The sequence below is a fragment of the Arthrobacter sp. Bi26 genome (genome assembly GCF_918697925.1).
Lineage (GTDB): Bacteria > Actinomycetota > Actinomycetes > Actinomycetales > Micrococcaceae > Arthrobacter.
On record NZ_CAKKMF010000038.1, the window covers coordinates 12,035 to 32,527 of the forward strand.

Annotated in this window: 20 protein-coding genes and 1 riboswitch; of the genes, 6 read left to right on the forward strand and 14 right to left on the reverse strand. The window is 67.1% G+C overall.

Annotation, left to right across the window (positions count from 1 at the left end; translation table 11 throughout):
* Nucleotides 1-34: 34 nt before the first annotated feature.
* Nucleotides 35-1,939 (forward strand): DEAD/DEAH box helicase, encoded by a 1,905-nt coding sequence (locus LQV16_RS11795; protein WP_229994076.1) that lies wholly within the window; start codon nucleotides 35-37, stop codon nucleotides 1,937-1,939.
* 123 nt (nucleotides 1,940-2,062) lie between these two features.
* Here LQV16_RS11795 and LQV16_RS11800 read toward each other — a convergent pair whose 3' ends face one another.
* From LQV16_RS11800 to LQV16_RS11820, 5 genes are all read right to left on the reverse strand, one after another.
* Nucleotides 2,063-2,713, reverse strand: a complete 651-nt coding sequence (locus LQV16_RS11800) for an MBL fold metallo-hydrolase (RefSeq protein ID WP_229994077.1) — start codon at nucleotides 2,711-2,713, stop codon at nucleotides 2,063-2,065.
* 21 nt (nucleotides 2,714-2,734) lie between these two features.
* Entirely contained in the window at nucleotides 2,735-3,745 is a 1,011-nt protein-coding gene (locus LQV16_RS11805; protein WP_229994078.1) for an aldo/keto reductase, read from the reverse strand.
* A gap of 178 nt (nucleotides 3,746-3,923) precedes the next feature.
* Nucleotides 3,924-4,346, reverse strand: coding sequence for a multidrug efflux SMR transporter (locus LQV16_RS11810; protein WP_229994107.1), 423 nt, complete (start codon nucleotides 4,344-4,346; stop codon nucleotides 3,924-3,926).
* Nucleotides 4,346-4,669: an SMR family transporter gene (locus LQV16_RS11815; RefSeq protein ID WP_229994079.1), complete on the reverse strand. Its 324-nt coding sequence runs from the start codon at nucleotides 4,667-4,669 to the stop codon at nucleotides 4,346-4,348. Before LQV16_RS11815 ends, LQV16_RS11810 begins: the two co-directional genes overlap by 1 nt.
* A 9-nt stretch (nucleotides 4,670-4,678) precedes the next feature.
* A riboswitch (guanidine-III (ykkC-III) riboswitch) is annotated at nucleotides 4,679-4,746 on the reverse strand.
* 175 nt (nucleotides 4,747-4,921) lie between these two features.
* Nucleotides 4,922-5,662, reverse strand: a complete 741-nt coding sequence (locus LQV16_RS11820) for a GntR family transcriptional regulator (RefSeq protein WP_229994080.1) — start codon at nucleotides 5,660-5,662, stop codon at nucleotides 4,922-4,924.
* Between the two features lie 244 nt (nucleotides 5,663-5,906).
* Between LQV16_RS11820 and LQV16_RS11825 the strand changes: the two genes are divergently transcribed.
* The 4 genes from LQV16_RS11825 to LQV16_RS11840 all read left to right on the forward strand — a co-directional run bounded on the left by LQV16_RS11825 (nucleotide 5,907) and on the right by LQV16_RS11840 (nucleotide 10,056).
* Entirely contained in the window at nucleotides 5,907-7,022 is a 1,116-nt protein-coding gene (locus tag LQV16_RS11825; RefSeq protein ID WP_229994081.1) for an ABC transporter ATP-binding protein, read from the forward strand.
* A 5-nt stretch (nucleotides 7,023-7,027) separates the two neighbouring features.
* Nucleotides 7,028-8,215, forward strand: a complete 1,188-nt coding sequence (locus LQV16_RS11830) for an ABC transporter substrate-binding protein (protein ID WP_229994082.1) — start codon at nucleotides 7,028-7,030, stop codon at nucleotides 8,213-8,215.
* Nucleotides 8,216-8,285: 70 nt separating this feature from the next.
* Nucleotides 8,286-9,215 (forward strand): ABC transporter permease, encoded by a 930-nt coding sequence (locus LQV16_RS11835; protein WP_229994083.1) that lies wholly within the window; start codon nucleotides 8,286-8,288, stop codon nucleotides 9,213-9,215.
* A gap of 13 nt (nucleotides 9,216-9,228) precedes the next feature.
* On the forward strand, nucleotides 9,229-10,056 hold the full coding sequence (locus LQV16_RS11840) for an ABC transporter permease (RefSeq protein ID WP_229994084.1): 828 nt from the start codon (nucleotides 9,229-9,231) through the stop codon (nucleotides 10,054-10,056).
* On the opposite strand, the gene LQV16_RS11845 is transcribed toward LQV16_RS11840, so the two are convergent.
* A complete protein-coding gene (locus LQV16_RS11845; RefSeq protein WP_229994085.1) occupies nucleotides 10,053-10,745 on the reverse strand; it encodes a HutD family protein in 693 nt (230 codons plus the stop codon). The genes LQV16_RS11840 and LQV16_RS11845 overlap by 4 nt on opposite strands.
* 170 nt (nucleotides 10,746-10,915) lie before the next feature.
* Between LQV16_RS11845 and LQV16_RS11850 the strand changes: the two genes are divergently transcribed.
* Nucleotides 10,916-11,518 (forward strand): phosphoribosylanthranilate isomerase, encoded by a 603-nt coding sequence (locus LQV16_RS11850; RefSeq protein WP_229994086.1) that lies wholly within the window; start codon nucleotides 10,916-10,918, stop codon nucleotides 11,516-11,518.
* 32 nt (nucleotides 11,519-11,550) lie between these two features.
* Here LQV16_RS11850 and LQV16_RS11855 read toward each other — a convergent pair whose 3' ends face one another.
* The 8 genes from LQV16_RS11855 to LQV16_RS11890 form a co-directional block, all read right to left on the reverse strand.
* Nucleotides 11,551-12,279 (reverse strand): LamG domain-containing protein, encoded by a 729-nt coding sequence (locus LQV16_RS11855; RefSeq protein ID WP_229994087.1) that lies wholly within the window; start codon nucleotides 12,277-12,279, stop codon nucleotides 11,551-11,553.
* 71 nt (nucleotides 12,280-12,350) lie between these two features.
* The gene (locus tag LQV16_RS11860; RefSeq protein ID WP_229994088.1) at nucleotides 12,351-12,530 is read right to left on the reverse strand and encodes a hypothetical protein; all 180 of its coding nucleotides are present in this window, start codon (nucleotides 12,528-12,530) and stop codon (nucleotides 12,351-12,353) included.
* A complete protein-coding gene (locus tag LQV16_RS11865; RefSeq protein WP_229994089.1) occupies nucleotides 12,527-12,904 on the reverse strand; it encodes a hypothetical protein in 378 nt (125 codons plus the stop codon). Before LQV16_RS11865 ends, LQV16_RS11860 begins: the two co-directional genes overlap by 4 nt.
* Nucleotides 12,894-14,789 (reverse strand): hypothetical protein, encoded by a 1,896-nt coding sequence (locus LQV16_RS11870; protein ID WP_229994090.1) that lies wholly within the window; start codon nucleotides 14,787-14,789, stop codon nucleotides 12,894-12,896. The genes LQV16_RS11865 and LQV16_RS11870 overlap by 11 nt, the downstream gene beginning before the upstream one ends.
* 8 nt (nucleotides 14,790-14,797) lie before the next feature.
* Nucleotides 14,798-16,888, reverse strand: coding sequence for a glycosyltransferase (locus tag LQV16_RS11875; RefSeq protein WP_229994091.1), 2,091 nt, complete (start codon nucleotides 16,886-16,888; stop codon nucleotides 14,798-14,800).
* 11 nt (nucleotides 16,889-16,899) lie between these two features.
* Complete coding sequence (locus LQV16_RS11880; protein ID WP_229994092.1) at nucleotides 16,900-18,000, reverse strand: hypothetical protein; 1,101 nt, start codon at nucleotides 17,998-18,000, stop codon at nucleotides 16,900-16,902.
* Between the two features lie 99 nt (nucleotides 18,001-18,099).
* Nucleotides 18,100-19,098 (reverse strand): glycosyltransferase, encoded by a 999-nt coding sequence (locus LQV16_RS11885; protein ID WP_229994093.1) that lies wholly within the window; start codon nucleotides 19,096-19,098, stop codon nucleotides 18,100-18,102.
* Between the two features lies 1 nt (nucleotide 19,099).
* Entirely contained in the window at nucleotides 19,100-19,951 is an 852-nt protein-coding gene (locus LQV16_RS11890; protein ID WP_229994094.1) for a glycosyltransferase family 2 protein, read from the reverse strand.
* Nucleotides 19,952-20,493 lie beyond the last annotated feature (542 nt).

A 20,493-nucleotide genomic window follows, 5' to 3' on the forward strand; every position in this document is an offset into this window, starting at 1 on the left:
CCGCACGGATACCGCCTGAAAGACTTTGAAACACATGACTACATTTGCTGCCCTCGGCACGCCCAAAGCACTTGCCGACACCCTGACCGCCCAGGGGATCGTGGAGCCCTTCCCGATCCAGGTCAAGACCCTCCCTGACACCCTGTCCGGACGCGACGTCCTGGGCCGCGGCCGCACCGGCTCCGGCAAGACCATCGCATTCGCCATCCCGCTTGTGGCACGCCTCGCCGAGCGGGAAGCCAAGCACTTCCGCAAGCCCGGCCGCCCGATGGGCCTGGTCCTGGCCCCGACCCGCGAGCTGGCCACGCAGATCAACGCGACCATCGAGCCGATGGCCAAGGCCATGGGCCTGACCACCACCGTGATCTACGGCGGCATCTCCCAGGCCCGCCAGGAAAAGGCCCTGCGCGCCGGCGTCGACATCGTCATCGCCTGCCCGGGCCGCCTGGAGGACCTGATCCGCCAGCGCATCCTGACCCTCGAAGCAGTCGAAATCACCGTGCTGGACGAGGCCGACCACATGGCCGACCTTGGCTTCCTCCCGGTGGTCAAGAAGCTCATGGACATGACCCCCACCCAGGGCCAGCGCCTGCTGTTCTCCGCCACCTTGGACAACGGTGTGGACAAGATCGTCCAGCGCTACCTGTCCAACCCGCTGACCCACTCCGTGGACGACCCGCAGGCCGCGGTGACCACCATGGAACACCACGTGCTGGTGGTCAACGACCAGACCGTCAAGAAGCAGCTGATCGTCGAGCTCGCCTCCGGTGCAGGCCGCCGCGTGCTCTTCATGCGCACCAAGCACCACGCCCGGAAGCTGGCCAAGACCCTGACCGACGCCGGCATCCCCGCCGTCGATCTCCACGGCAACCTCTCGCAGAACGCCCGTGACCGCAACCTGGCCGAGTTCTCCTCCGGCGACGTCCGCGTCCTGGTGGCCACCGACGTCGCGGCCCGCGGCGTCCACGTCGACGACGTCGAGCTGGTCATCCACGTGGATCCGCCCACGGAGCACAAGGCGTACCTGCACCGCTCAGGCCGTACTGCCCGCGCCGGTTCCGACGGCACCGTGGTCACGCTGACCCTGCCCGAGCAGCAGTCCGACGTCAAGAAGCTGATGAAGGCTGCCGGCGTCGAGGTCAACTTCGAGCGCGTCACGGCCAACTCCCCGCTGGTTGCTGAACTGGTCGGCGAAATGGCCGACAAGATCGATCCGCGTACCCGCGCCGCGCTGCTGGCCGCCAAGGCCGCGCAGCACGGCGGCGGCACCTCCACCGGTGCCAACGCCGAGCGCAAGCGCGCCCGCCGCACCACCCAGGCAGCACCCACCGCGGGTGGCCGGGGCGGCCGTGGCGGACGTGGACGCGTCGGAGCCGAGGCTCCCCGGACCGATCTGCCGCGCGCCGAGCGCCGCGCCGTCGCCTACGAAGGCAAGGCCGCTGCCCGCAACGCCGCCGACCGTGTCGCCGAGCAGAACCAGGACCGTGCCGATGCCGAGCGCGCCGAGCGCCGGAATGCGCGCGGCCGTGGCCGCGTGACCGCCTACGGGCACCACAACGATGTCCCGGCTGCCGGCGGCCGTGCCGCGGCCGGCCGCGGTTCGGACGGACGCGCCGCCGAGGGACGCAGCGACGCCCGGGGCGCTTCGGCTCCCCGCAGCGGAGCACCCCGCACGGGAGGCGCTCCCCGCACGGGCGCTTCGGCCGGCGGCCAGCGCGGCGGACGTCCGGCAACCGGGCAGCGTGCAGCTGCTGGCGCCAAGTCGGCTGGGAGCAAATCCGGAGGCAGCGCGGCTGTCTGGTCCTCCAACACCGGTGGCACCTCCGGCGGATCCTACGCCGGCGGCGGCAACGGCCGCTCCGGTGAGGGACGTCCGGCCCGCGGCGCCGGCCCGCGCCGCGCGTCGGCTCCGGCCTCGAACGAACGCCGCAGCCGCTAAGGTTCCGGGTTTCCGCCGGCCACAATAGCCGGCGCTACGCAAACGGAAGGCCGCTACGGGGATGCCTATAGCGGCCTTCCGAAAGCGCGGCGGCCGTCCGAAAGCGCGGCGCAAAGCTGAGACTTACCAGCCGCGGGCGCGCCACTCTTCCAGATGCGGGCGTTCCGCACCCAGGGTGGTTGGCTTGCCGTGGCCCGGGTGCACCACGGTGTCATCCGGATACACGTCGAACAACCGCTCGCTGACATCGGTGATCAGCTGGGCAAACCGCGCCGGGTCCTTCTGCGTGTTGCCTACTCCTCCCGGGAACAGCGAATCGCCGGAAAAGATGTGCGCAGGGCCCGCGGGGTCCTGGTACACAAGGGCGATCGAACCCGGTGTGTGGCCGCGCAGATGCACAGCCGTCACGTCGAAGCCGTCGAAGTTGCCGACGTCCCCGTGATCCAGCAGTACATCCACCGGCACCGGAAGCTCCGGGGCATCCTCTGTCCCGGCCGCCGTTTTCACACCCGTGGCTTCCACCAGGGACGGCAGCGCCCGCACGTGGTCCCAGTGCTGGTGGGTGGTGGCAATCAGCGCCAGCTTCGGCGTCGCGGAAGTATCCGCGGCGGCGTCCGTGAGCAGCGCCTGGATGGCGGCCAGATCATCGGCCGCATCGATCAGGAGCTGCGCGCCGGACGCCTTGGCCGTGAGCAGGTACACGTTGTTGTCCATCTCGCTGACCGAAATCCGGCGGATGGTGATGTCGCGTAAAGAGTGAATAAGCGAGTCCATGGGCTTCAGTCTACGGAGGGGCTATTCACGGCCCTGGGACACCCAGTTGGGATCCGCGGAGCGGGAGCCGACGACGGCGTCCGCGGCGGCGTCGAGCGTCTTCAGTTGCGCTGCGGTGAAGACGAGTGCCAGGGCGCCCAGGTTTTCGTCGATCCGGTCCGCCTTGCGCGTGCCGGGGATGGGGACCACGGGGAGCCCCAGTTTCCGGCCCTGCGCGAGCAGCCAGGCCAGTGCCACCTGGGCGGGAGTTGCAGCCCGCCCGGCAACGCTCAGTTCCGCAGCGACCGCCCGCACGGCGTCCACCACACCCTGGTTGGCGACGGCAGCGTCCGCGGCGAAACGCGGGATATTGCGGCGGAAGTCGTTGCTGCCCAGCGTCGAGGCGTCCACGGTGCCGGTGAGGAATCCCCGGCCCAGCGGCGAATAGGGCACAAAACCCACCCCGAGTTCGGCGGCGGTGGGAACCACGTTGCGTTCCACGTCGCGGCTCCAGATGGACCATTCGCTCTGGACCGCGGCGATCGGGTGGACGCTGCTGGCCTCGCGCAGCTCCTCGGCCGTCACCTCTGACAGGCCCAGATGCCGCACCTTGCCGGCCTGCACCAGCCCCGCCATGGCCTCCACGGTTTCCACTATCGGAACGCGGAGGTCACGGCGGTGCATGTAGTACAGGTCGATCGAGTCGGTGCCCAGCCGTTGCAGGCTGCGGTCCACCGCCTGTTTCACGTAGGCGGCGTCGCCGCGGATGTCGGTGTAGCCCGCCGAGGGGGTGCCCACAAGGCCGAACTTGGTGGCCAGCTGGACTTCGCCGCGGCGTTCCTTGAGCAGCCGGGCGATCAGCTCCTCGTTGCTGCCGCCGCCGTAGATGTCCGCTGTGTCGATGAAGCTGACGCCTGCGTCCACCGCGTGATGCAGGGTACGCAGGGCCTCGGCCGGGTCCACCTCGCCGTACACAGGGGTCAGGGCCATGCCGCCGAACCCCAGGGGGCTGACCGTGAGGCCGTCGCCGAGCTGGACTGTTGCTGCCGTCATCTGTTTCTCCATTCGCGCACTGAGTGGTTCCGTCCCTGCCAAGAACCCCGGGGCGCGCGCGGCTATTCCGGCTCACGCTTGTTGACCGGTCGGTTGGCCGGGCCGACGATTCTCCCCACCTTTGACCGTGGCGTGGCCAGTACGACGGCGCGTCGTGGGGACGCGCCGTCGTACTGGCTCATACGTGGGGAGATTGCGCGGGGGACGGTGACTGCTCTGCCTCTTTCGCCGCCCGTTTCTCGGCCGGCAGGAGCTTCAGGCCTGCGGCGCAGCCGACGATCCCGGCGATGAACAGCAGCTTGAGCGGGCTGGCCGGTTCGACGCCGGTGGCCATCGCCCAGCCCACCGTCAGTGCCGCGCCGATCCCCACCCAGACGGCGTAGGCGGTGCCGAGCGGGATGCGCGTTACTGCCATGCCGAGCCCAACCATGCTCAGGGTGAACGTCACCGCGAACACGAGGGTGGACAGCGGGCGGGTGAACCCGTCAGACAGGCCCAGCGCCGTGGCCCAGACCGCCTCCAGCACGGCGGAGGCGAGCAGGATGATCCACGCGAGGGCCGGAGTTGAACGGTTTTCCTGGGGGTAGTTGGCGGCCATCATCACGCCACCAGCTTCAGGCCGACGACACTCGCGGCAATCCCGCCAAGCAGCAGGATGCGGGCCGCCGTCGCGCGCTCAACTTTGGCGATCATCGCGTAGCCGGAGGTCAGGACGACGCCGACCCCCACCCACACGGCGTAGGCCGTTCCGGTGGGGATGGACTGCATGGCGACGGCGAGCCCGCCTGTGCTCGCAATGACGGAGACGAGGAAGACCAAGCCCGGGACCAGCCGGCGCCGGCCGGTGGCCTGCGACGTGCGGTGCAGGGCGGCGGCCCAGACGGCCTCCAGCGCTCCGGAAAGAATGAGAATTAACCACGACATGACGGCTCCTGTGGCCAGTCTTGTCGCGTGCCGGGTACTGAACCGTCGTCCGGAGGCCCGGAAGAAGGGGCCTTGGCCTCCAAGTCTAGCAAAACCGCGTCGCAGCCGGTCGACTTACAGGCCGACGGCGTCGCTCCAGAGCATGAATGTGCGCCCCACAGGGTAGTGCACGCACGGCTCGTCCGGCGAGATAAGGTCTCCGGGCGGTCAAAGGTAGGCAGTCAAGATCGTGGCTCAAAGGTGCGGTGTCGGTCAATAGCGTTTGGCCTGCTCGGTCAGCAGCCAGTCGGTGGTGGCCGAGATGAGGGCCTTGACCCCCGTTTCGGCGGCGCCTGGATCGTGGGCCTCAATGGCGGCTGCCACGTCCTCGAGGATTACCGTGGTGCATCCGCGGTACCCGTCGTCCGTGCAGGGCAGCAGCGTGAGGGTGCCAAGATCGGCCTGTAGCCGGATGAGCTCGCGGGCGAGCCGGGCGGAACGTGCAATGGCCGCGACTTCCAGCAGGAACTCCGAGAGGGCCAGACGCCAGCTCAGGGAGTCATCGTCGGCTGAGGGGATGAACGAGCGCAGCGTGGCGATGTCGGCGGCGTCGGAGCGCCGGGCCGCCACCCCCGCGCAGGCCGCGGCGATCGCCTGGTAGTGCAGCGCGAGGTCCCTGATCTGCAGCCGGCTCAACTCGTGCAGTTGCGCCAGTGCCCGTTCCCGGGAGGGCAGCACGTTGTCGGCGATGAAGCTTCCGCCGCTGCGGCCGCGTGCGGTCCGGATGATTCCCGAGGCACGCAGTTGGGAAAGGGCCTCCCGCGCCGTTACTGCGGACACTCCGAGAGCCGCGGCAAGCTCGGTTTCGTTCGGCAGCCGCTGGCCGCTGGTCAGCAGCCCGGTTTCCACCGCCTGTTCGATCCGGCCGCACACTTCATCGACGAGCCCGCGTGATTTGATCGGAGTGAAGACCGCAGCCAGGCTCCGGGAGGCGCCATTCGGCGACAACAACATCCGGGCCTCCCTTCCCTTCGGCGGTATCCGCCCCCGCCCCGTCCGGGGCGTCCGTGCAGCTTCCGCGGGCGGCGCCGCCGCGCGTCGCCGGGGCTGATGTCATCCTAATGCGGGCTTTGCCGGAGGGTCTATGCATAAAACCTATGAAGTAATAGCATTTGGCCAAGCAGCCCGTGTGGACTGGCTCACATTGCGCTGTGTGGCTCTCTGGTGGACGATCCGGCAACGGAGTAAGGCGCACCCCATGACCGAAACACTGGCCGCCGGCAGCTCGACCGGAACCGAAGAGGTTCCGGCGATTCGCCTGCGTAAGCTCACCAAGGTCTTCGGGGATACGGTCGCGGTAAATGGCGTGGACCTGGACATCCGCCACGGGGAGTTCTTCTCCATGCTTGGCCCGTCCGGCTCCGGCAAGACCACGGTCCTGCGCTTGATCGCCGGCTTCGAGCTGCCCACCTCCGGCAGCATTGAACTCGACGGCAAGGACGTCACGGCGATGGCACCGTTCCAGCGGGACGTCAACACCGTTTTTCAGGACTACGCCCTGTTCCCGCACATGTCGCTCGTGGACAACGTCGCCTATGGGCTGCGGGTGCGCGGCATGCCCGGAAGCCAGCGCCGGCAGCGGGCCAGGGAGGCCCTGGACCGCGTTCAGCTCGGGAAGTTCCTCGGCCGCAAACCCGCCCAGCTCTCCGGCGGCCAGCGGCAGCGGGTTGCCCTGGCCCGGGCGCTCGTGGTCGAGCCGAAGGTCCTCCTGCTGGACGAGCCACTCGGCGCCCTGGACCTCAAGCTCCGGCAACAGATGCAGGTCGAACTCAAGGAATTGCAGCGCTCGCTGGGCATCACCTTCATCTTTGTCACCCACGACCAGGAGGAAGCCCTGACCATGAGCGACAGGATCGGCGTCTTCAACAACGGCAGCATCGAACAGATCGGTACCGCGCACGAAATCTACGAGCGGCCCGGTGGCATCTTTGTGGCCACCTTCGTCGGCACCTCCAACATTTTCGACGCCGCCCAGGCCCAGGCGGTCTATGGCCGGCCAGATCCCTTTTGCATCCGTCCCGAGCGGCTGCGCGTCGCCTGGACCGGGAAACCCGAGCACCGTTCCGGCACCACCTCCCGGCCCGGGACGGTGACGTCGTTCGTCTACGTCGGGCACGCCACCCAGGTGCGGGTGCAGCTCGACGGCGGGCCCGCCGTCGTCGCCCTTGTGCCGGAAAAGCTGCCCGGCAGCGACGCGGAACTGGTAAACGGGCCTGTCACGGTCAGCTGGGACGACGACGCCGTCGTTTGGCTTCCGGCCAGCGGTTCCCACACCGATTCACCGCAGACCGATTCACCACAGATCGAAAGGTAAGGATCATGGCTCCTGGAACAAAGGCCTCCCTCGTGGTCGGGGTGGTCGCGGCGGCAACCCTCGCGCTGTCAGCCTGCGGAACGAGCGGCGGATCGGGTACCTCAGCGTCGGCGCAAGCTACCAAGACTGAGATCGGCACCGGTGAGGGCCAGCTGTCCATCCTCGGGTGGCCCGGGTATGCCGAGGACGGCAGCAACGATCCGGCGGTGGACTGGGTGCATCCGTTCGAACAAGAGACCGGGTGCAAGGTCAGTTTTAAGCCGTTCGGCACCTCGGACGAGGCCGTGACGCTCATGCGCACGGGTCAGTACGACGTCGTCTCGGCCTCCGGGGATGCCTCGCTGCGCCTGATCGCTGGCCAGGATGTGCAGCCGGTCAACATGAGCCTGCTGAAGAACTATCCGGACATCTATCCGTTCCTGAAGGACAAGGCCTGGAACACCGTCAACGGTGTGAACTACGGGATGCCCCACGGCTGGGGCGCCAACCTGCTGATGTACACCACGGACAAGGTCACCCCGGCGCCCACCTCCTGGAGCGCGGTGTTTGACGATGCTGCCCAGAACACCGGCAAGGTCACGGCCTACGATTCGCCGATCTACATCGCCGACGCCGCCGTCTACCTCATGGCGCACAAGCCGGACCTGGGCATCAAGAACCCTTATGCCCTCGACAAGGACCAGCTGGCCGCCGCCGTCGACCTGCTCAAGCAGCAGCGCGCGCACATCGGCGAGTACTGGAGCGACGTCCTCAAGGAAGTCCAGGCCTTCACGTCCGGGAGTACCGTGGTCGGCACCACCTGGCAGGTGGGGGCCAACATCGCCACGGCCGACGGCGCCAAGGTCGCAACCCTTGTCCCTGACGAGGGTGCCACCGGCTGGTCGGACACCTGGATGATCGGGTCCAAGACCAAGAACGTGAACTGCGCCTACAAATGGCTTGACTACATCGCCAGCCCCAAGCCGAATGCCCAGGTGGCCGAGTACTTTGGCGAATCCCCGGCCAACGCGAAAAGCTGCGAGCTGACCACTGACCCTAAGCACTGCGAGACGTACCACTCCGGTGATACGGCCTACGCCGAGAAGATCTGGTACTGGACCACCCCGGTCGCCCAGTGCCTCGATGGCCGCAAGGACGTCAAGTGCACCGACTATTCGGAATGGACCAAATCCTGGACGGAAATCAAGGGCTGATTCCGGACATCGGGCCGCAAGGGATCCGGAAGAAACGGCCGGCCCGAGGGTCGGCAGAAACAAAGGCGAGATGGCACAACAATTGCAGCAGCTTCCGCCCGGCTCACCGCAGAGTGCCGGGGCTGTACCCCGGGCGAAAGCCAATTCCTTCTCGGCGCTGCTGCACCGCTCGCCCAGGCTGCGGCTTGCCGGGCTGCTCACGGCCCCGGCGCTCTGGCTGGTCCTTGTCTATGTCGCGGCCCTGGCGGCACTGCTGATCACGGCGTTCTGGACCGTGGACACCTTCACCGGAGAGGTGTCCACGGAGTGGACCACTGAAAACATCGTCACGGTCCTGACGGATCCGGTGTACCAGCGGATCACTCTGCGGACAGTGTGGATTGCCGTGGCGGTCACCGTGATCGACATGATCCTTGCCCTGCCCATCGCGTTCTTCATCGCCAAGGTGGCTCCGGCCCGCTGGGAGAAACTGCTCGTGGTGGCCGTGCTGATGCCGCTGTGGGCAAGCTACCTGGTCAAGGCCTACGCCTGGCGGAATGTCCTTTCCGAGGGTGGCCTGCTGGAGTGGCTGGGGGCGCCGATCGGCCTGTCGTCGCCGGGCTACGGCGAGACCGCCGTCATCGTGACCCTGTCCTACATCTGGCTGCCGTACATGATCCTGCCGATCTACGCGGGCTTTGACCGGGTGCCCGACTCCCTGCTTGAGGCCTCCGGGGATCTTGGCGCGAAGCCGCTGACCACCATGCGCCTTGTCATGCTTCCGCTGCTGGTCCCTTCGATCATCGCGGGCACGATCTTCACGTTCTCCCTGTCCCTGGGTGACTACATCACCGCGCAGATCGTCGGCGGGACCACCCAGATGCTGGGCACCGTGGTTTACGCAAACGTCGGGGCGGCGAACAACCTGCCGTTCGCCGCCGCGGTCTCGCTGGTTCCGATCGCCATCATCATGTTCTATCTCTTCATCGTCCGGCGTACCGGCGCCCTGAACAGCCTGTAGCGAAAGGCGCCTCATGAGACTTTCCCGTAGCGCCAAAGTGGTCCTGGGCGTCATAACCGGGCTGGTGCTGTTGTTCATCTACACGCCGCTGCTGCTGGTGGTGGTGAACTCGTTCAACGCGGACCGGACGTTCGGCTGGCCGCCCAAGGGCTTCACGCTGGAATGGTGGGGCAAGGCTTTCGACTCTCCCGGCGTACGGGATGCCGTCGTGTCCTCCGTGTGGGTGGCATTGGTCTCGACCATCGTCTCGCTGGTGCTGGGAACGCTGCTGGCGATCTCACTGCAGCGCTATGAGTTCTTCGGCCGCGACGTCATCAGCCTCCTGGTGATCTTGCCCATCGCATTGCCCGGCGTTGTCACGGGCATCGCCCTGAACAACATGTTCACCACCATCCTGGGCGTCCCGCTGAGCCTGTGGACAGTGGTGATCGCCCACGCGACCTTCTGCATGGTGACCGTGTTCAACAACGCGATTGCACGGCTCCGCCGCACCAGCGCCGGCCTGGAGGAAGCGTCGTCCGATCTCGGCGCCGGCGTCTTCACCACCTTCGGCTTGGTGACCTTCCCGCAATTGCGCTCTGCCCTGCTGGCCGGCGGCCTGCTGGCCTTCGCGCTGAGCTTCGACGAAATCATCGTCACGACGTTCACGATCGGGGCCGGGGAGACCACGCTGCCGATCTGGATCCTGCAGAACCTCTTCCGCCCGAATCAGGCGCCCGTGGTCAATGTCGTGGCCGTCGTGCTGATCGTGGTCTCGATCGTCCCCATCTGGCTCGCCCAGCGCTTGTCGGGGGACTCGGTGGGAGTCAGCGAGGCCAGGGTGAAGGCGGACGGGCGCTAGTCCGAGCCGGCCTCCGCCGCCGGATCGATGGAAACGACCGCCAGGAAGCCACGGCCCAGGATTTCCGGCGTGGCGGTATCAGCGCCGACGACGGCGTCATAACGGTTCAGCTCGACGCGCTCCGGCTCAGCAGCGACGGCGCCCGTCGGCGCTGTGGGGATCGGCGCCGTGGGGACCGGCTCTGTGCCCGTGTCGGCTGCGGGCGCGGGGCGGCCCGCAGTCCCGGGGCTGACGGTCCCTTGGCCCTGCAGGAGGATGCCGAACTGGCCTTCGAACACCGGATGGGCGCGTTTCTTGGACAGCTCGATGATTGACGTGTAGCCCTTGAAGGCGCCGTTGCGGGTGATGACGTTCAGATCCCGGATGTCGCCCGTGGGCAGTGCCCCGGCCGAGGCCGCGTCGCCGGAGAACCGGAATGGCCGGTACTTCTCCAGCGGGTGCTCGGCGCCGTCTACGCTCAGGAGCAACAACTCGCCGTCAATGACCGTCAACACGCGGTCCATTCCGGCGAAAGCGGAGAAGGGGCCGGCCTTGGATACCTCGGCAATGCTGACTCGCCAGTCCCATGCGTTTTCCTGCGCGGCGGTTTGCGCGGACGAGGCCCGCGGATGGCGTGCCACTTCGCGCGTCACCCCGCCGCCGTTGCGCCAGGGGTGGGCTTTGAGCTCGGCATAGCGGATGATCTCCATGGCCCCAGCCTATCGGCCCGGCTCTGGGCCCCGGCCGCCAGCCGGCTCGGCCGGCGCCGCCGCCGATGCCGATGCCGACGGCGACGCTCCTGCCGGCGCCGACGCGAAGTCGGCGGCGGCGGTCCTGTCTTGCTAACGTCAGAGGCAGGAAGCGTGCGGAAGGAGCCTGAATGTTTGTCAAAGTGTGCGGCCTTAGCACCGCGGATGCGGTCCGCGTCGCGGCAGGTGCCGGCGCGGACGCTGTCGGCTTCGTCCTGACCCGCAGCCCCCGGGAGGTCACGCCGGAACAGGTCAGGAACCTCCTCGCCCACGTCCCGAACGGGTTGCCCGCGGTGGGCGTGTTCCGGCACGAACCGGCCGCTGACGCCGTCGCCGTCGCCCGTGAGGCGGGCCTGGTCTGGGTCCAGCTCCACGGCGACCGTTCACCGGCGGACGTCCGGACGGTGCACGACGCCGGGATGAAGCTGATCCGGGCCGTCACCATGGCTGCCCCTGCGGAAGCCTTCGACCATTGGGGTGAGGAACTGCTCCTGATCGACGCCGCTGTCCCCGGCTCCGGGGAAGCCTGGGACTACGGCTCCGTCCGGGCCAAGGCACTGGCCGGACGCAAGTGGCTGCTCGCCGGTGGCCTGGATCCCGCCAACGTGGCCCGGGCAGCGGCGGAGGCCGGGGCGTGGGGCGTCGATGTGTCTTCCGGTGTCGAGTCGGCGCGCGGCATCAAGGACCTTGCCAAAATTGGGGACTTCGTGCGGGCGGCCAAGGAGTCCGGATGAGTCCGGAACCGCCCGCCCACTATCGGAGGGAGCTAGGAGCGTTTGATGATGACGTCATCGATGTATTCGTCGCCCTTTTGCCGGTTGTGCTCGGCCCCGAGCTGAACTTTGCTCAGGCTGCTCCCCAGCATTTTGACGCTCGAGCTGCTGTATCGCTGCACGCCGTCGAACCATACCTGGATTGTTGAGGCGCTGCCGTTGGCGGTCACCCGCATGCTGACATGGTGCCAGGCGCCAAGGGAGATGCTGCTGGAGATCAGCTTCGTGTAGACAAAGGTGCCGCTCGGTGAGGTGACCCGGAGCCACAGCTGCCCGTTGCTGTTGTAGCGGTAGATGTCCGCGACGCGGGTGGAGCCGGAGAAGAAGCGGAAGTACGGGACGTCATTGCCGGAAACGCCGGCCACAGTGATGTTGAACCAGCCGTCTGCGTACGAGGTCTTGGTCCCCGAGGTGAAAGCCGGGGCGGAAAGGTTTGCGAGCGAACCGGAATCCGTGGTCACGTGGAGCTTGGCTGAATGCGTCCCGGTATGCCCCCGCGAACTGGAAATCGTTGCCGTGCCGGTGCCCGACACTTTGGGGATGAGGCCGCAAAAGCCGCCCGCTTCAAAACTCGTGGCGAGCACAATGGTGCCGGGATAGGAGTTTTTCGGCGCGGGGCTGCACGTTGCGGCGGTAGCAGCCTGGGCGGAACCGAAGACAAGGGAACCGGCTACGAGCAATCCGAGCGTCCCAACCATGCTGAGGGTTCTTAGTTTTCTCATTGAAGATACTTTCCGTGATTGGTTCGACTTGTTGTGCCCTTGTGCCGCGGCACCGGGAGGGCGGCTTTCTGTCATGCAAGCTGCGCCAGATGCACCAACTGCACGACCGCCGCGACGCCGACTATGGCCAGCAGGGCTGCGGTGATGATCACCACGGCGCGCGGCAGTGCCTTGTCCGGCTTCAACACGCGCAGCACGTCGCAACTCACGAGTGCCGTCACTGTGGCCAGCCCTGTCAGGAAAATAATCATTTCGCACGCACCAGGGCCCGCTTTGGCCTCTTGAGCTCAAGGCCCAGGAAGGCGAGCGTTACCAACGACAGGACGCAGACGCCTGCCGGCGGTGACCAGAGCCGTGCATAGATCATCGCCGTCGCCACGAGGGTGGACATCGCGAGGCTGAAAGCAATTGCGATGGCGATGCTGAGGGGCAGCGCTCCAGTGGCCTGGGCTGAGCGCGGGGGGTCGAAGCGGAGGAGCAGCACCAGCGCGGTTCCAGGCCCGGCCAGCATCAAGAGGCCGATCACCGCCAGGCGCAGGCCCTCGGGACCGACAAACGAGAGCGGTACGGCGGCTAGGGCGACGGCTGCCGTCGCATAGCTCACGTAGCTGCGTTCAGTTGCCATTGCTAACTCCTTCGATGTGAAAAATCACGCCGCCGGCGTTTTCATAAACCTTCGTCCAGCCAGGACTGGTGGCGCATGTGGCGGTAAAACGTTGAAGATCGCCGATGGGAGTCGAGCCGCGAAGTTCGGCTGCCTCCTTCTGGCTTTCGGTCACGATGAGGTACGCGCCCGCTTTGTGGGCGATCTGGTTGACCGCGTCACAGCTGAGCGGCGCGGCGTTAGGAATGGGCTCGGCAGCAACGAGCGCCCGGTAGTCATAGTCCGCGTAGTGCTGGTATCTCCACGGGGTGTTGCGAACTGCCTCAATGAGGACGGCGCCGGTGGGCGCAGTCGAGTAGAGGCGGTTCACGACGGCGATTTCGTCGTCGTTGAAGCTCTCCATGCCGTCGTTTCCGTAGCGGGAAACGACCGTGGCCGTGGCCAGTACCGCGCCCATCAGCAGCAGCCCAAGGGCTCGGCGCAGGCTCAGCCCGGCAGTGTTTTCTGACATCAGCGGCAGCACCGCCAGGCACACGGCAAACGGGAGGCTGAACAGGTACAGGCGCAGGAGCAGTTCGCCGCCATATGGCTGGAGGGGAATCAGGACCAGCGGCGCAAGCGCTGCGGCCGCGGCCGCCAGCCACGGTGCCTTCCGGCGGTAGCCCACGATGGCACCGGCAACGGCGAGGATCCAGACCAGCGCCACCTCGGCCATGCGCGTGTAGACGACGAACACGTGGGCATCGCTGCCTGAGACCCTGGTGCTCAGCGCACCGAGGCTGTTCGCGCCGATGTCACCGAGCGAGCCGAGCAGCTGGCCGAAGTGCCCCTCCAGGAATGTTGAAGCCGCAAAGAGCAGCCAGCCCATGGGCAGGACCACGGCCAGGACTGGCAAGAAGCGCAGCCGGAGACGGCCGGTCAGCAGCAGTACGGCGAGGATGGGGATCACGGCGAAGGGGCTGAGCTGATGCGAAGCCGTCATGGCCAGCAGGAGCAGCGCGCAGACCACGACGAGCACCGCCGTGTCCGCCCGGAGCGGCTCCACGGCGCCGTACCGCGGGACTGAGCTGTCCAGCTTGCTGACATTCCGGGCCAGCCACCGGGAGAACTTGGTGCGCTCCGTGGGCCAGGCCCAGCCGCCGAAGACGCTGAGCAGGCAGGCAATTAGGGTGAGCAGGAGGACGAACGAATATGCCTGCGGCGACAGATAGTCCTGCCCAATCCAGCTGGCCAGGTAGAAGATCCAGACAGCCGCCCACGCCTGGCGCGGATTTGCCGTCAACCGCCGTGCCAGGGCCAGCAGCGGGGCGAGCAGGAGGATGTTGATTCCCACCGGCGCCCACGTTGCGATGCCGAAAAGGTCCTTGGCGCCCGTTGCGCCGGAGAGCATTCCCAGCAGGTTGAAGAATCCGGGCCAGTTGAAGTACGCGTCCAGGGTCGGATCCAGCTGGCCCGATTGGCTAATGGTGTCGGCAATGCCCATATGCCGGAAACTCGCCTCGAGCCGGGGCAAGCCATGGATGATCGGGTCAGCGCCATCGAGGAGAACCACCGTGACTATGAGCTGCCAGGTCAGAAGTGCCGGAACCAGGCGGCGGAGGCTCAACGAGGCGACAAATCCGGCCAGGCTGAGCGCGAGCGCAACGAAATAGGCGGGCGGGAGGGCGCCAATGAGCCCGGCACCGCCGATCCGAAGGGGATCGACCTGGGTCATGCTCCAGACGCCGAGGGCGAGGGCAGCCGCGGCCGCCGCGGCCAGGGCACCGATGTGCCACGACGGCGTCAGTCCGAGGTTGCGGTGGGTGGGCGGTTTGGCGCCGCCGACATGTGCATGCGCATGCGCCTGCGCCTCGTGCCGGTGGGCGGTGCGCACCGGGAGACTTGTTGCCGTTTCGTGTGTCATCATTTCTCGATTCAGGTCGGCTGGTGGCGCGCCGCTGAAGGAATCTCGCCTGCGGTGGTGGCGGGCTTCACTCGGGTCAGGGTGATCAGTCGCCAAGCGGCAGCCAGCGCAGCCGTCGCTTGGGCAATGGCCCAGAGGACGGAGACGCCGGTGAGGCCAAATTGCTGCGCCACGGCCGCGGCGGGTGCCACGACCAGGATGGCGGCAAGGATGGCGACTGCCGTGGATTCGAAAAGCCGCCCTTGGGCCCGGCACAACCCGTAGTAGACCTGGGTCACGCAACTCAGGAGGAGTGCCGGAACGAGTACAGGAAGAAGGACCCAAGCGGACGCGTACTGCGGCCCGAGGAAGCCCAGAAGCAGTGGCCCGGCCAGCATCAGTATCAGCCCGGCCAGGAGAGTCAACAGGAAGCTGGCCCGCAGCGCGGAGGCGAGGAGGCCCGGCCGTGCCCGCGTCCCCGCGAGGGCCGTTTGCAGGGTAAATCCGGCCGACTGCGGCACGAAGAACACCGCCGAGGCCATCATCCACACCACGTACCAGGCGGCAGTCGGGGCGGGGCCCAACGTAGCTGCAACGATGAGCGGAAGCAGGTAGCCGGGCGCGCGGTCGGCGAGCGTGAGGGCGTGGTTGGGGAGTCCCGGCTTCAGGAGTTTTAGGGCCGGGCGCGGCCGGAGGCCATGCCTCCAGTCCGGGGACACATGGGCCCGGCCAAGCTGGCGCAGGCCTACGAGGACGCTGGCCAGCGCGCCGGCGGCAACGGCGCCCACAATCACCGCCAGGTCACGGAGTCCGACGGCGAGCGCGGCGGCCAGGAAGACGAGCTGCACGAGGCTCTGCGCGAGGCTTCTGACCAGCGTACGGTCGGCCCGTTCCTGGGCTACGCCCACGTGGTCAAGCTGGTAGGCGGTGGCGGCGAGCAGGGCAGTGGCCAGGAATAGGACCGTGACCAGGGGGTCGACCCAGGCTTCGCCCACACCTGTGCCGAGCCAATAAGTGATGGCAACCAGCAGGCCAGCGCCCAGCAGGGAGAACGTGGCGACGGTAAGCAGACTGGTGGCGATGAGGCGCCGGCCGCCATCAGTTTCCGCGGGAAGAAGCGTAAGGGTGGCGGGCCCGACGCCGAGCATCCCCAGCTGCACGGTCAAGAGCGCGGCCGAGACCACCGCGGAGCCAAGACCTATTTGCTCCGGCGGGAGCGCGATGGCCGCGAGGGCCCAGAACAGGAAGCCCGCCACCATGGGGGCGATCCTCGCAGCAGCCAGCCATGCGGCGTTCCCTCCAACCGAGATGGGTTTGTGGGCCGGCCGCAGGAGCTCGCCGGCCATGGCGCGGTAGTTGTAGAGCAGGAAGCCCATCCAATACGGCAGGAAGCGGGGTGCGCGGACCAGGGACAGGCCCACGCCCCGCACAGTGGCCAGCAGGGGTAGGATCACCAGCCAGATGTGGCCCGTGTGCTTGCGGACGGTCCGGGCCATCCCGGCCCCGTCCTGGAGCCACTGGTCGCGGGCGTAATCGAACGTGTCGTCGAACCGGTGCCTGACCACTACGGAGTCGGAGACGCCGAGCCGGTACCCTGCCTGCTCCAGCCTGATCCTGAGCTCCACATCTTCCCCGGAGCGGAACTCGTCGTCGAACCCGACATCGAGCAGCACGTCGCGGCGCATCAGCGTGGCGCTGACGCCGAACCACTTGCGCACCCGGCTGTGGTTGTGGTGCCAGGCCAGCGCGGCCCCCCAGTACCCGGGCCCGTCGGCTTCGCTGGCGAGCCCGAATTGCAGGCCGTCGTAACCGCCGGCCTCGAATTCGGTCAGCAGCCGGGGCAGGCTCTTCGACGGAAGGACGACGTCGGCGTCGATCAGGGCGACTACCTCCCCGGTGGCGCTTCGGGCGCCGAGCATCCTTGCGGCGGGCAGGCCGCGTCCCTCATCGGAGATGACAGTTGCCCCGCAGTCGCGGGCGATTGCGGCCGTGTCATCCGTCGAGCAGCCATCGACCACGATCATCTCGTGTGGCTGTTGGCTGCGGATCGACTCCAGGCACTCGCCCAGCCAGGCTGCGGCATTGCGTGCCGGAACGACAACCGACACCTTCAGATCGCTCACGTGGCCTCGCCTCACTCATCCAGTTTTGAACGAACCAGATTCGCGATGAAGTCAGAGGCCTGGTCCGCTGACCAGGCGGCGGGCAGCCGGAGCAGCCAGCAGGGAACGTCCTCCAGCGCCCGGCGCACCACGGCCGCCTTCTGCCCAAAATGCTCCTCCAGGGGGACCAGGCTGGTGGCGCCGAGGGCCTCGACGAGCCGCCGCGAGACCATGGGTAGTTCCGAATGGAAGTTGCCGACGATCCGGGACGTCATCCACTCCGCACTTCGTGCCTCCAACCGCGCGTCCGCGCCGTCGAAACGTTCAAGGAAGATGGCCAGCTGTGCCGGCGCCGCGGACGAAATCCGCTGCGCCCCGAAGACATGCTCCGGCTGCACCATGCGGTGCTCGGGGGACCAGCGCCGGGTGAAGGCGGCTGTTTTCGGATAGCGGACAATCACCGGATGGACCGCCGTGGCCAGGTGGGCGACGGGCGTCGTCAGCCATCCAGGGGCTAAGGGCTTGCGCGTCCCGCGGAACATGTCCGGGTAGATGGCGCGGTGGTGGGGCTTGATGAACATCGGTTTGGCGTAGCCCATGAGCATTCCGCCTGCGCCCATGAAGGCCCAGTCGTCCGCCATGAACCGCACGTCGCGCATGGCCACCAGCTTCGCCACCGTGCTGGTTTTTCCGACCCCGCCCCAGGCCGGGAGGAGAACCCCGGAGCCGCGGAAGTCCACAACCGCTGCATGGATCATCGCCGTCTCCTCCTGGACGCACAGCCGGTCCAGCAACGGAATCACAGAGGTCAGGAGCTCGCCGGCGCCTTCGATCCGGTACCCGTCCTTCGTCTCGATAATCTGGACGCGGTCAGCCGGAATATAGAGGGACTCCCCGGTGAACCGGTAGGCATCCTCCGCATGCGACTGGCTGGAAATGGGCGATATCGTGGCGCCGATGGTGATCCGCCGTGGCGCGCCGGAGTTCCCCAGGAACGGGGCGAGCATGTCCCTCAGTTGCGGTTCCCCCGGCGTCCCGGCCTCGACATCGATGCCCACGATCCCGTGGACATCGAAGGAGGCTCCGGCAGAGGCGCCAATCGGCTGTTTCACGTCGCGTTCAGGTTGGCTCATGATCCAAGCTTTCTGGGGTCGGGTTCCTGCGGTCAGGTGGTTCCGCGTGCAGGGGCTGCACGGGGCGGTGTACGGGGACGGGCACGTAAATTGCGCGGTTCACTGGACTTCCCTCCAAGGCTCTTCCGTCGACACCGCGGCAGCTTTCAGCGGCGAGGGCGCGGCGGGCAGGCGGCGGCCGCGTACATAGCCGGTCGCGGTGGCCGCGAGAACGGCGAGGATGGTTGCCGCCCGGGCGAGACCGGCGCGGTCCCCGCCGCTGAGCCAGCCGCGGATTCCGGCAAACACTGCACGTGGCAGGACCTGCCGGACATAGCGCCGTTCGGGGCCGAGCGCCCGTTTGTGGCCGACCACCCTGCTGACCTGCGCCTTGGAAATCCCTTCGCCCCAGGAGCGTGCAAGGATGTAGCGCAGGGTGCCGCGTTCGACCGGAACGTGATGGTGCACCAGGGCCGCGGGCTCATAAACCACCCGGGATCCGGGAGCTCCGATCACCGCGCGGATGCACAGTTCGGTCTCTTCGCAGCCCAGCGGGAGGGCGTCCTGGCGTCCAAGGGCTGTGTTGAAACCGCCGACCCGGTCCAGGACCTCGGCGCGGAAGGACATGTTCGCGCCAATGACATTGCGGACCTCGGCGGCGACTTTGGGCATCCCCCGGTACGTGCAGCCGACAATCCAGTCGAGCTCCTTGGCGAAGTGGCCCGGGCGCCCGGCTTCCCAGAGCGGCTCTACCCGGCCGCCAACAGCCAGAACATCGGGATCGTCGTACAGGGCCGCGAGCCGCTCGAGCCAATCCGGCTCGGCTTCGGCGTCGTCATCGAGGAAGGCCACGATCTCCGCCTTGGCGATGCCCGCTCCGGTGTTGCGGGCGCCGGAGAGGCCCTTGGGCCCGGTGTTCTCGACAATTACGGCGTCCGGGACGGTGAAGATGAGGCGCTTGTACAAGTCGACGTTGTAGTCGACGACGACGATCGTCTGCTTGGGTGGGACGGTCTGGGTGCGGACCGAGTCCAAGGCGCCCATCAGCCTGTCCCACCGGTCCTCCGAGTAGGAGCAGATGACCACGGATACTGCCGGGAAGCTGGAGTCTTCGGACATCCTATTCGCCTGCCCGTACGCCCAGAACGCTGCTGGGATCGGTGGGAACGTGCGGGAACATTTCGCTGGGGTACTTGTACTTGACTCGACGCAGGGCTTCGGGACGGGCTCCGGCGGTCGGGGCCTCCCAACTCACGCGCTCGCGGGCAAGGGTGCGCAGGACCCGCCAGCCGTCCCGGAACGTGTGAAGATTCGACTGGCCCGAGATGCGGGACAGTTCATGGCTGGGAACCTCGGCGATGCGGAGTCCGGCCCTTGAGGCCCGCACAATCAGTTCAGTTTCGATCTCGAACCCGTCCGACTCCAGCTCCAGAATGTCAACGCATTCGCGTCGCAGGGCGATGTAGCCGTAGCAAAGGTCTGAGTAGTCGCTGTGGAGAACGGCGTTGGCGAGCCCGGTGAGCATCTTGTTTCCCCCGCTGCGCAGCCACGTGAGATCGTCCGAGCCGCCGCCAGTCACATAGCGGGAGCCTTTGACGAAGTCGTATTCATGCTGGAGCGGAGTCACCAGCCAACCGATCTCCTGGGGGTCCATGCTGCCGTCACCGTCCAGCATGACGATGATGTCGCCGGAGGCCGCGGCAAATCCGGCCCGCACGGCGTTTCCTTTCCCGGGGCGGGGTTCTGCCACCACCACGACGTCCAGGCGCAAGGCCCGGGCCACATCGACTGTGCCGTCCAAGGAACGGCCATCAACAATTACCACCTCATCTACGTAGGAGGGCATGCGCCGCAGCACCCACGGCAGGTTCATTGCCTCGTTCAAGGTGGGGATCACCACACTGACTGAGGGATTTGCCGGCGGGGGCGTCGTTTGGGGGCGCACGTTTGGCTTGAGATTCGGGATGGACACTGGCCTCACCACTCAATAACGTATTCTGCTCGTCTCAACTGCAGCGCTTTTCCGACTCCTCCAACCGGAAAATAGACCCATCGCTGACGCTGAACAGTTGTGGACAACTTAGTGATATACCCCAGGGTTAAAGTCTGCTCACGGCACCTTGCATTAACCTTGGATTAACTTGATGATTCAAGTAAAAATGTAGGAATTCTGTTGATGGAGGGTTACCTCCATGCGACACTGGGCGGATGCGGACGCGCGTTATAAGGGGGCGCGTACCGGCAAGCCGCCGGCGTCTCCTCACCTTCCGGTTCATGGCGGTTCCCGCCATGGTCCTGGGCCCAGTCCTGGCCCTGGCGGCCTGCGTCGCGGATGGTGCTCCACGGAGCGAGCGGCCGCTCTTCACGTCCATTTCGGCGTCGCCGGCCGGACCGTCAGGCGCCACGGACACTGGCTCCACGGGCACAGGCGTCACGCCGGGGGCGCCGACGGGAGCTCCGGAAAGTGGTGCCGTGACTGGGCCCGCCCCGTCGCCGGGAAGTCCGCCCGCGCCC

What these genes read in the sequence shown, in the direction of transcription:
- LQV16_RS11870 (WP_229994090.1), bottom strand. Translation starts at nt 14,789, where the DNA reads ATGATGACACACGAAACGGCAACAAGTCTCCCGGTGCGCACCGCCCAC.
- LQV16_RS11885 (WP_229994093.1), bottom strand. Translation starts at nt 19,098, where the DNA reads ATGTCCGAAGACTCCAGCTTCCCGGCAGTATCCGTGGTCATCTGCTCC.
- LQV16_RS11830 (WP_229994082.1), top strand. Translation starts at nt 7,028, where the DNA reads ATGGCTCCTGGAACAAAGGCCTCCCTCGTGGTCGGGGTGGTCGCGGCG.
- LQV16_RS11805 (WP_229994078.1), bottom strand. Translation starts at nt 3,745, where the DNA reads ATGACGGCAGCAACAGTCCAGCTCGGCGACGGCCTCACGGTCAGCCCC.
- LQV16_RS11855 (WP_229994087.1), bottom strand. Translation starts at nt 12,279, where the DNA reads ATGAGAAAACTAAGAACCCTCAGCATGGTTGGGACGCTCGGATTGCTC.
- LQV16_RS11800 (WP_229994077.1), bottom strand. Translation starts at nt 2,713, where the DNA reads ATGGACTCGCTTATTCACTCTTTACGCGACATCACCATCCGCCGGATT.
- LQV16_RS11825 (WP_229994081.1), top strand. Translation starts at nt 5,907, where the DNA reads ATGACCGAAACACTGGCCGCCGGCAGCTCGACCGGAACCGAAGAGGTT.
- LQV16_RS11880 (WP_229994092.1), bottom strand. Translation starts at nt 18,000, where the DNA reads ATGAGCCAACCTGAACGCGACGTGAAACAGCCGATTGGCGCCTCTGCC.
- LQV16_RS11860 (WP_229994088.1), bottom strand. Translation starts at nt 12,530, where the DNA reads ATGATTATTTTCCTGACAGGGCTGGCCACAGTGACGGCACTCGTGAGT.
- LQV16_RS11810 (WP_229994107.1), bottom strand. Translation starts at nt 4,346, where the DNA reads ATGATGGCCGCCAACTACCCCCAGGAAAACCGTTCAACTCCGGCCCTC.
- LQV16_RS11845 (WP_229994085.1), bottom strand. Translation starts at nt 10,745, where the DNA reads ATGGAGATCATCCGCTATGCCGAGCTCAAAGCCCACCCCTGGCGCAAC.
- LQV16_RS11850 (WP_229994086.1), top strand. Translation starts at nt 10,916, where the DNA reads ATGTTTGTCAAAGTGTGCGGCCTTAGCACCGCGGATGCGGTCCGCGTC.
- LQV16_RS11820 (WP_229994080.1), bottom strand. Translation starts at nt 5,662, where the DNA reads ATGTTGTTGTCGCCGAATGGCGCCTCCCGGAGCCTGGCTGCGGTCTTC.
- LQV16_RS11865 (WP_229994089.1), bottom strand. Translation starts at nt 12,904, where the DNA reads ATGGCAACTGAACGCAGCTACGTGAGCTATGCGACGGCAGCCGTCGCC.
- LQV16_RS11795 (WP_229994076.1), top strand. Translation starts at nt 35, where the DNA reads ATGACTACATTTGCTGCCCTCGGCACGCCCAAAGCACTTGCCGACACC.
- LQV16_RS11835 (WP_229994083.1), top strand. Translation starts at nt 8,286, where the DNA reads ATGGCACAACAATTGCAGCAGCTTCCGCCCGGCTCACCGCAGAGTGCC.
- LQV16_RS11815 (WP_229994079.1), bottom strand. Translation starts at nt 4,669, where the DNA reads ATGTCGTGGTTAATTCTCATTCTTTCCGGAGCGCTGGAGGCCGTCTGG.
- LQV16_RS11840 (WP_229994084.1), top strand. Translation starts at nt 9,229, where the DNA reads ATGAGACTTTCCCGTAGCGCCAAAGTGGTCCTGGGCGTCATAACCGGG.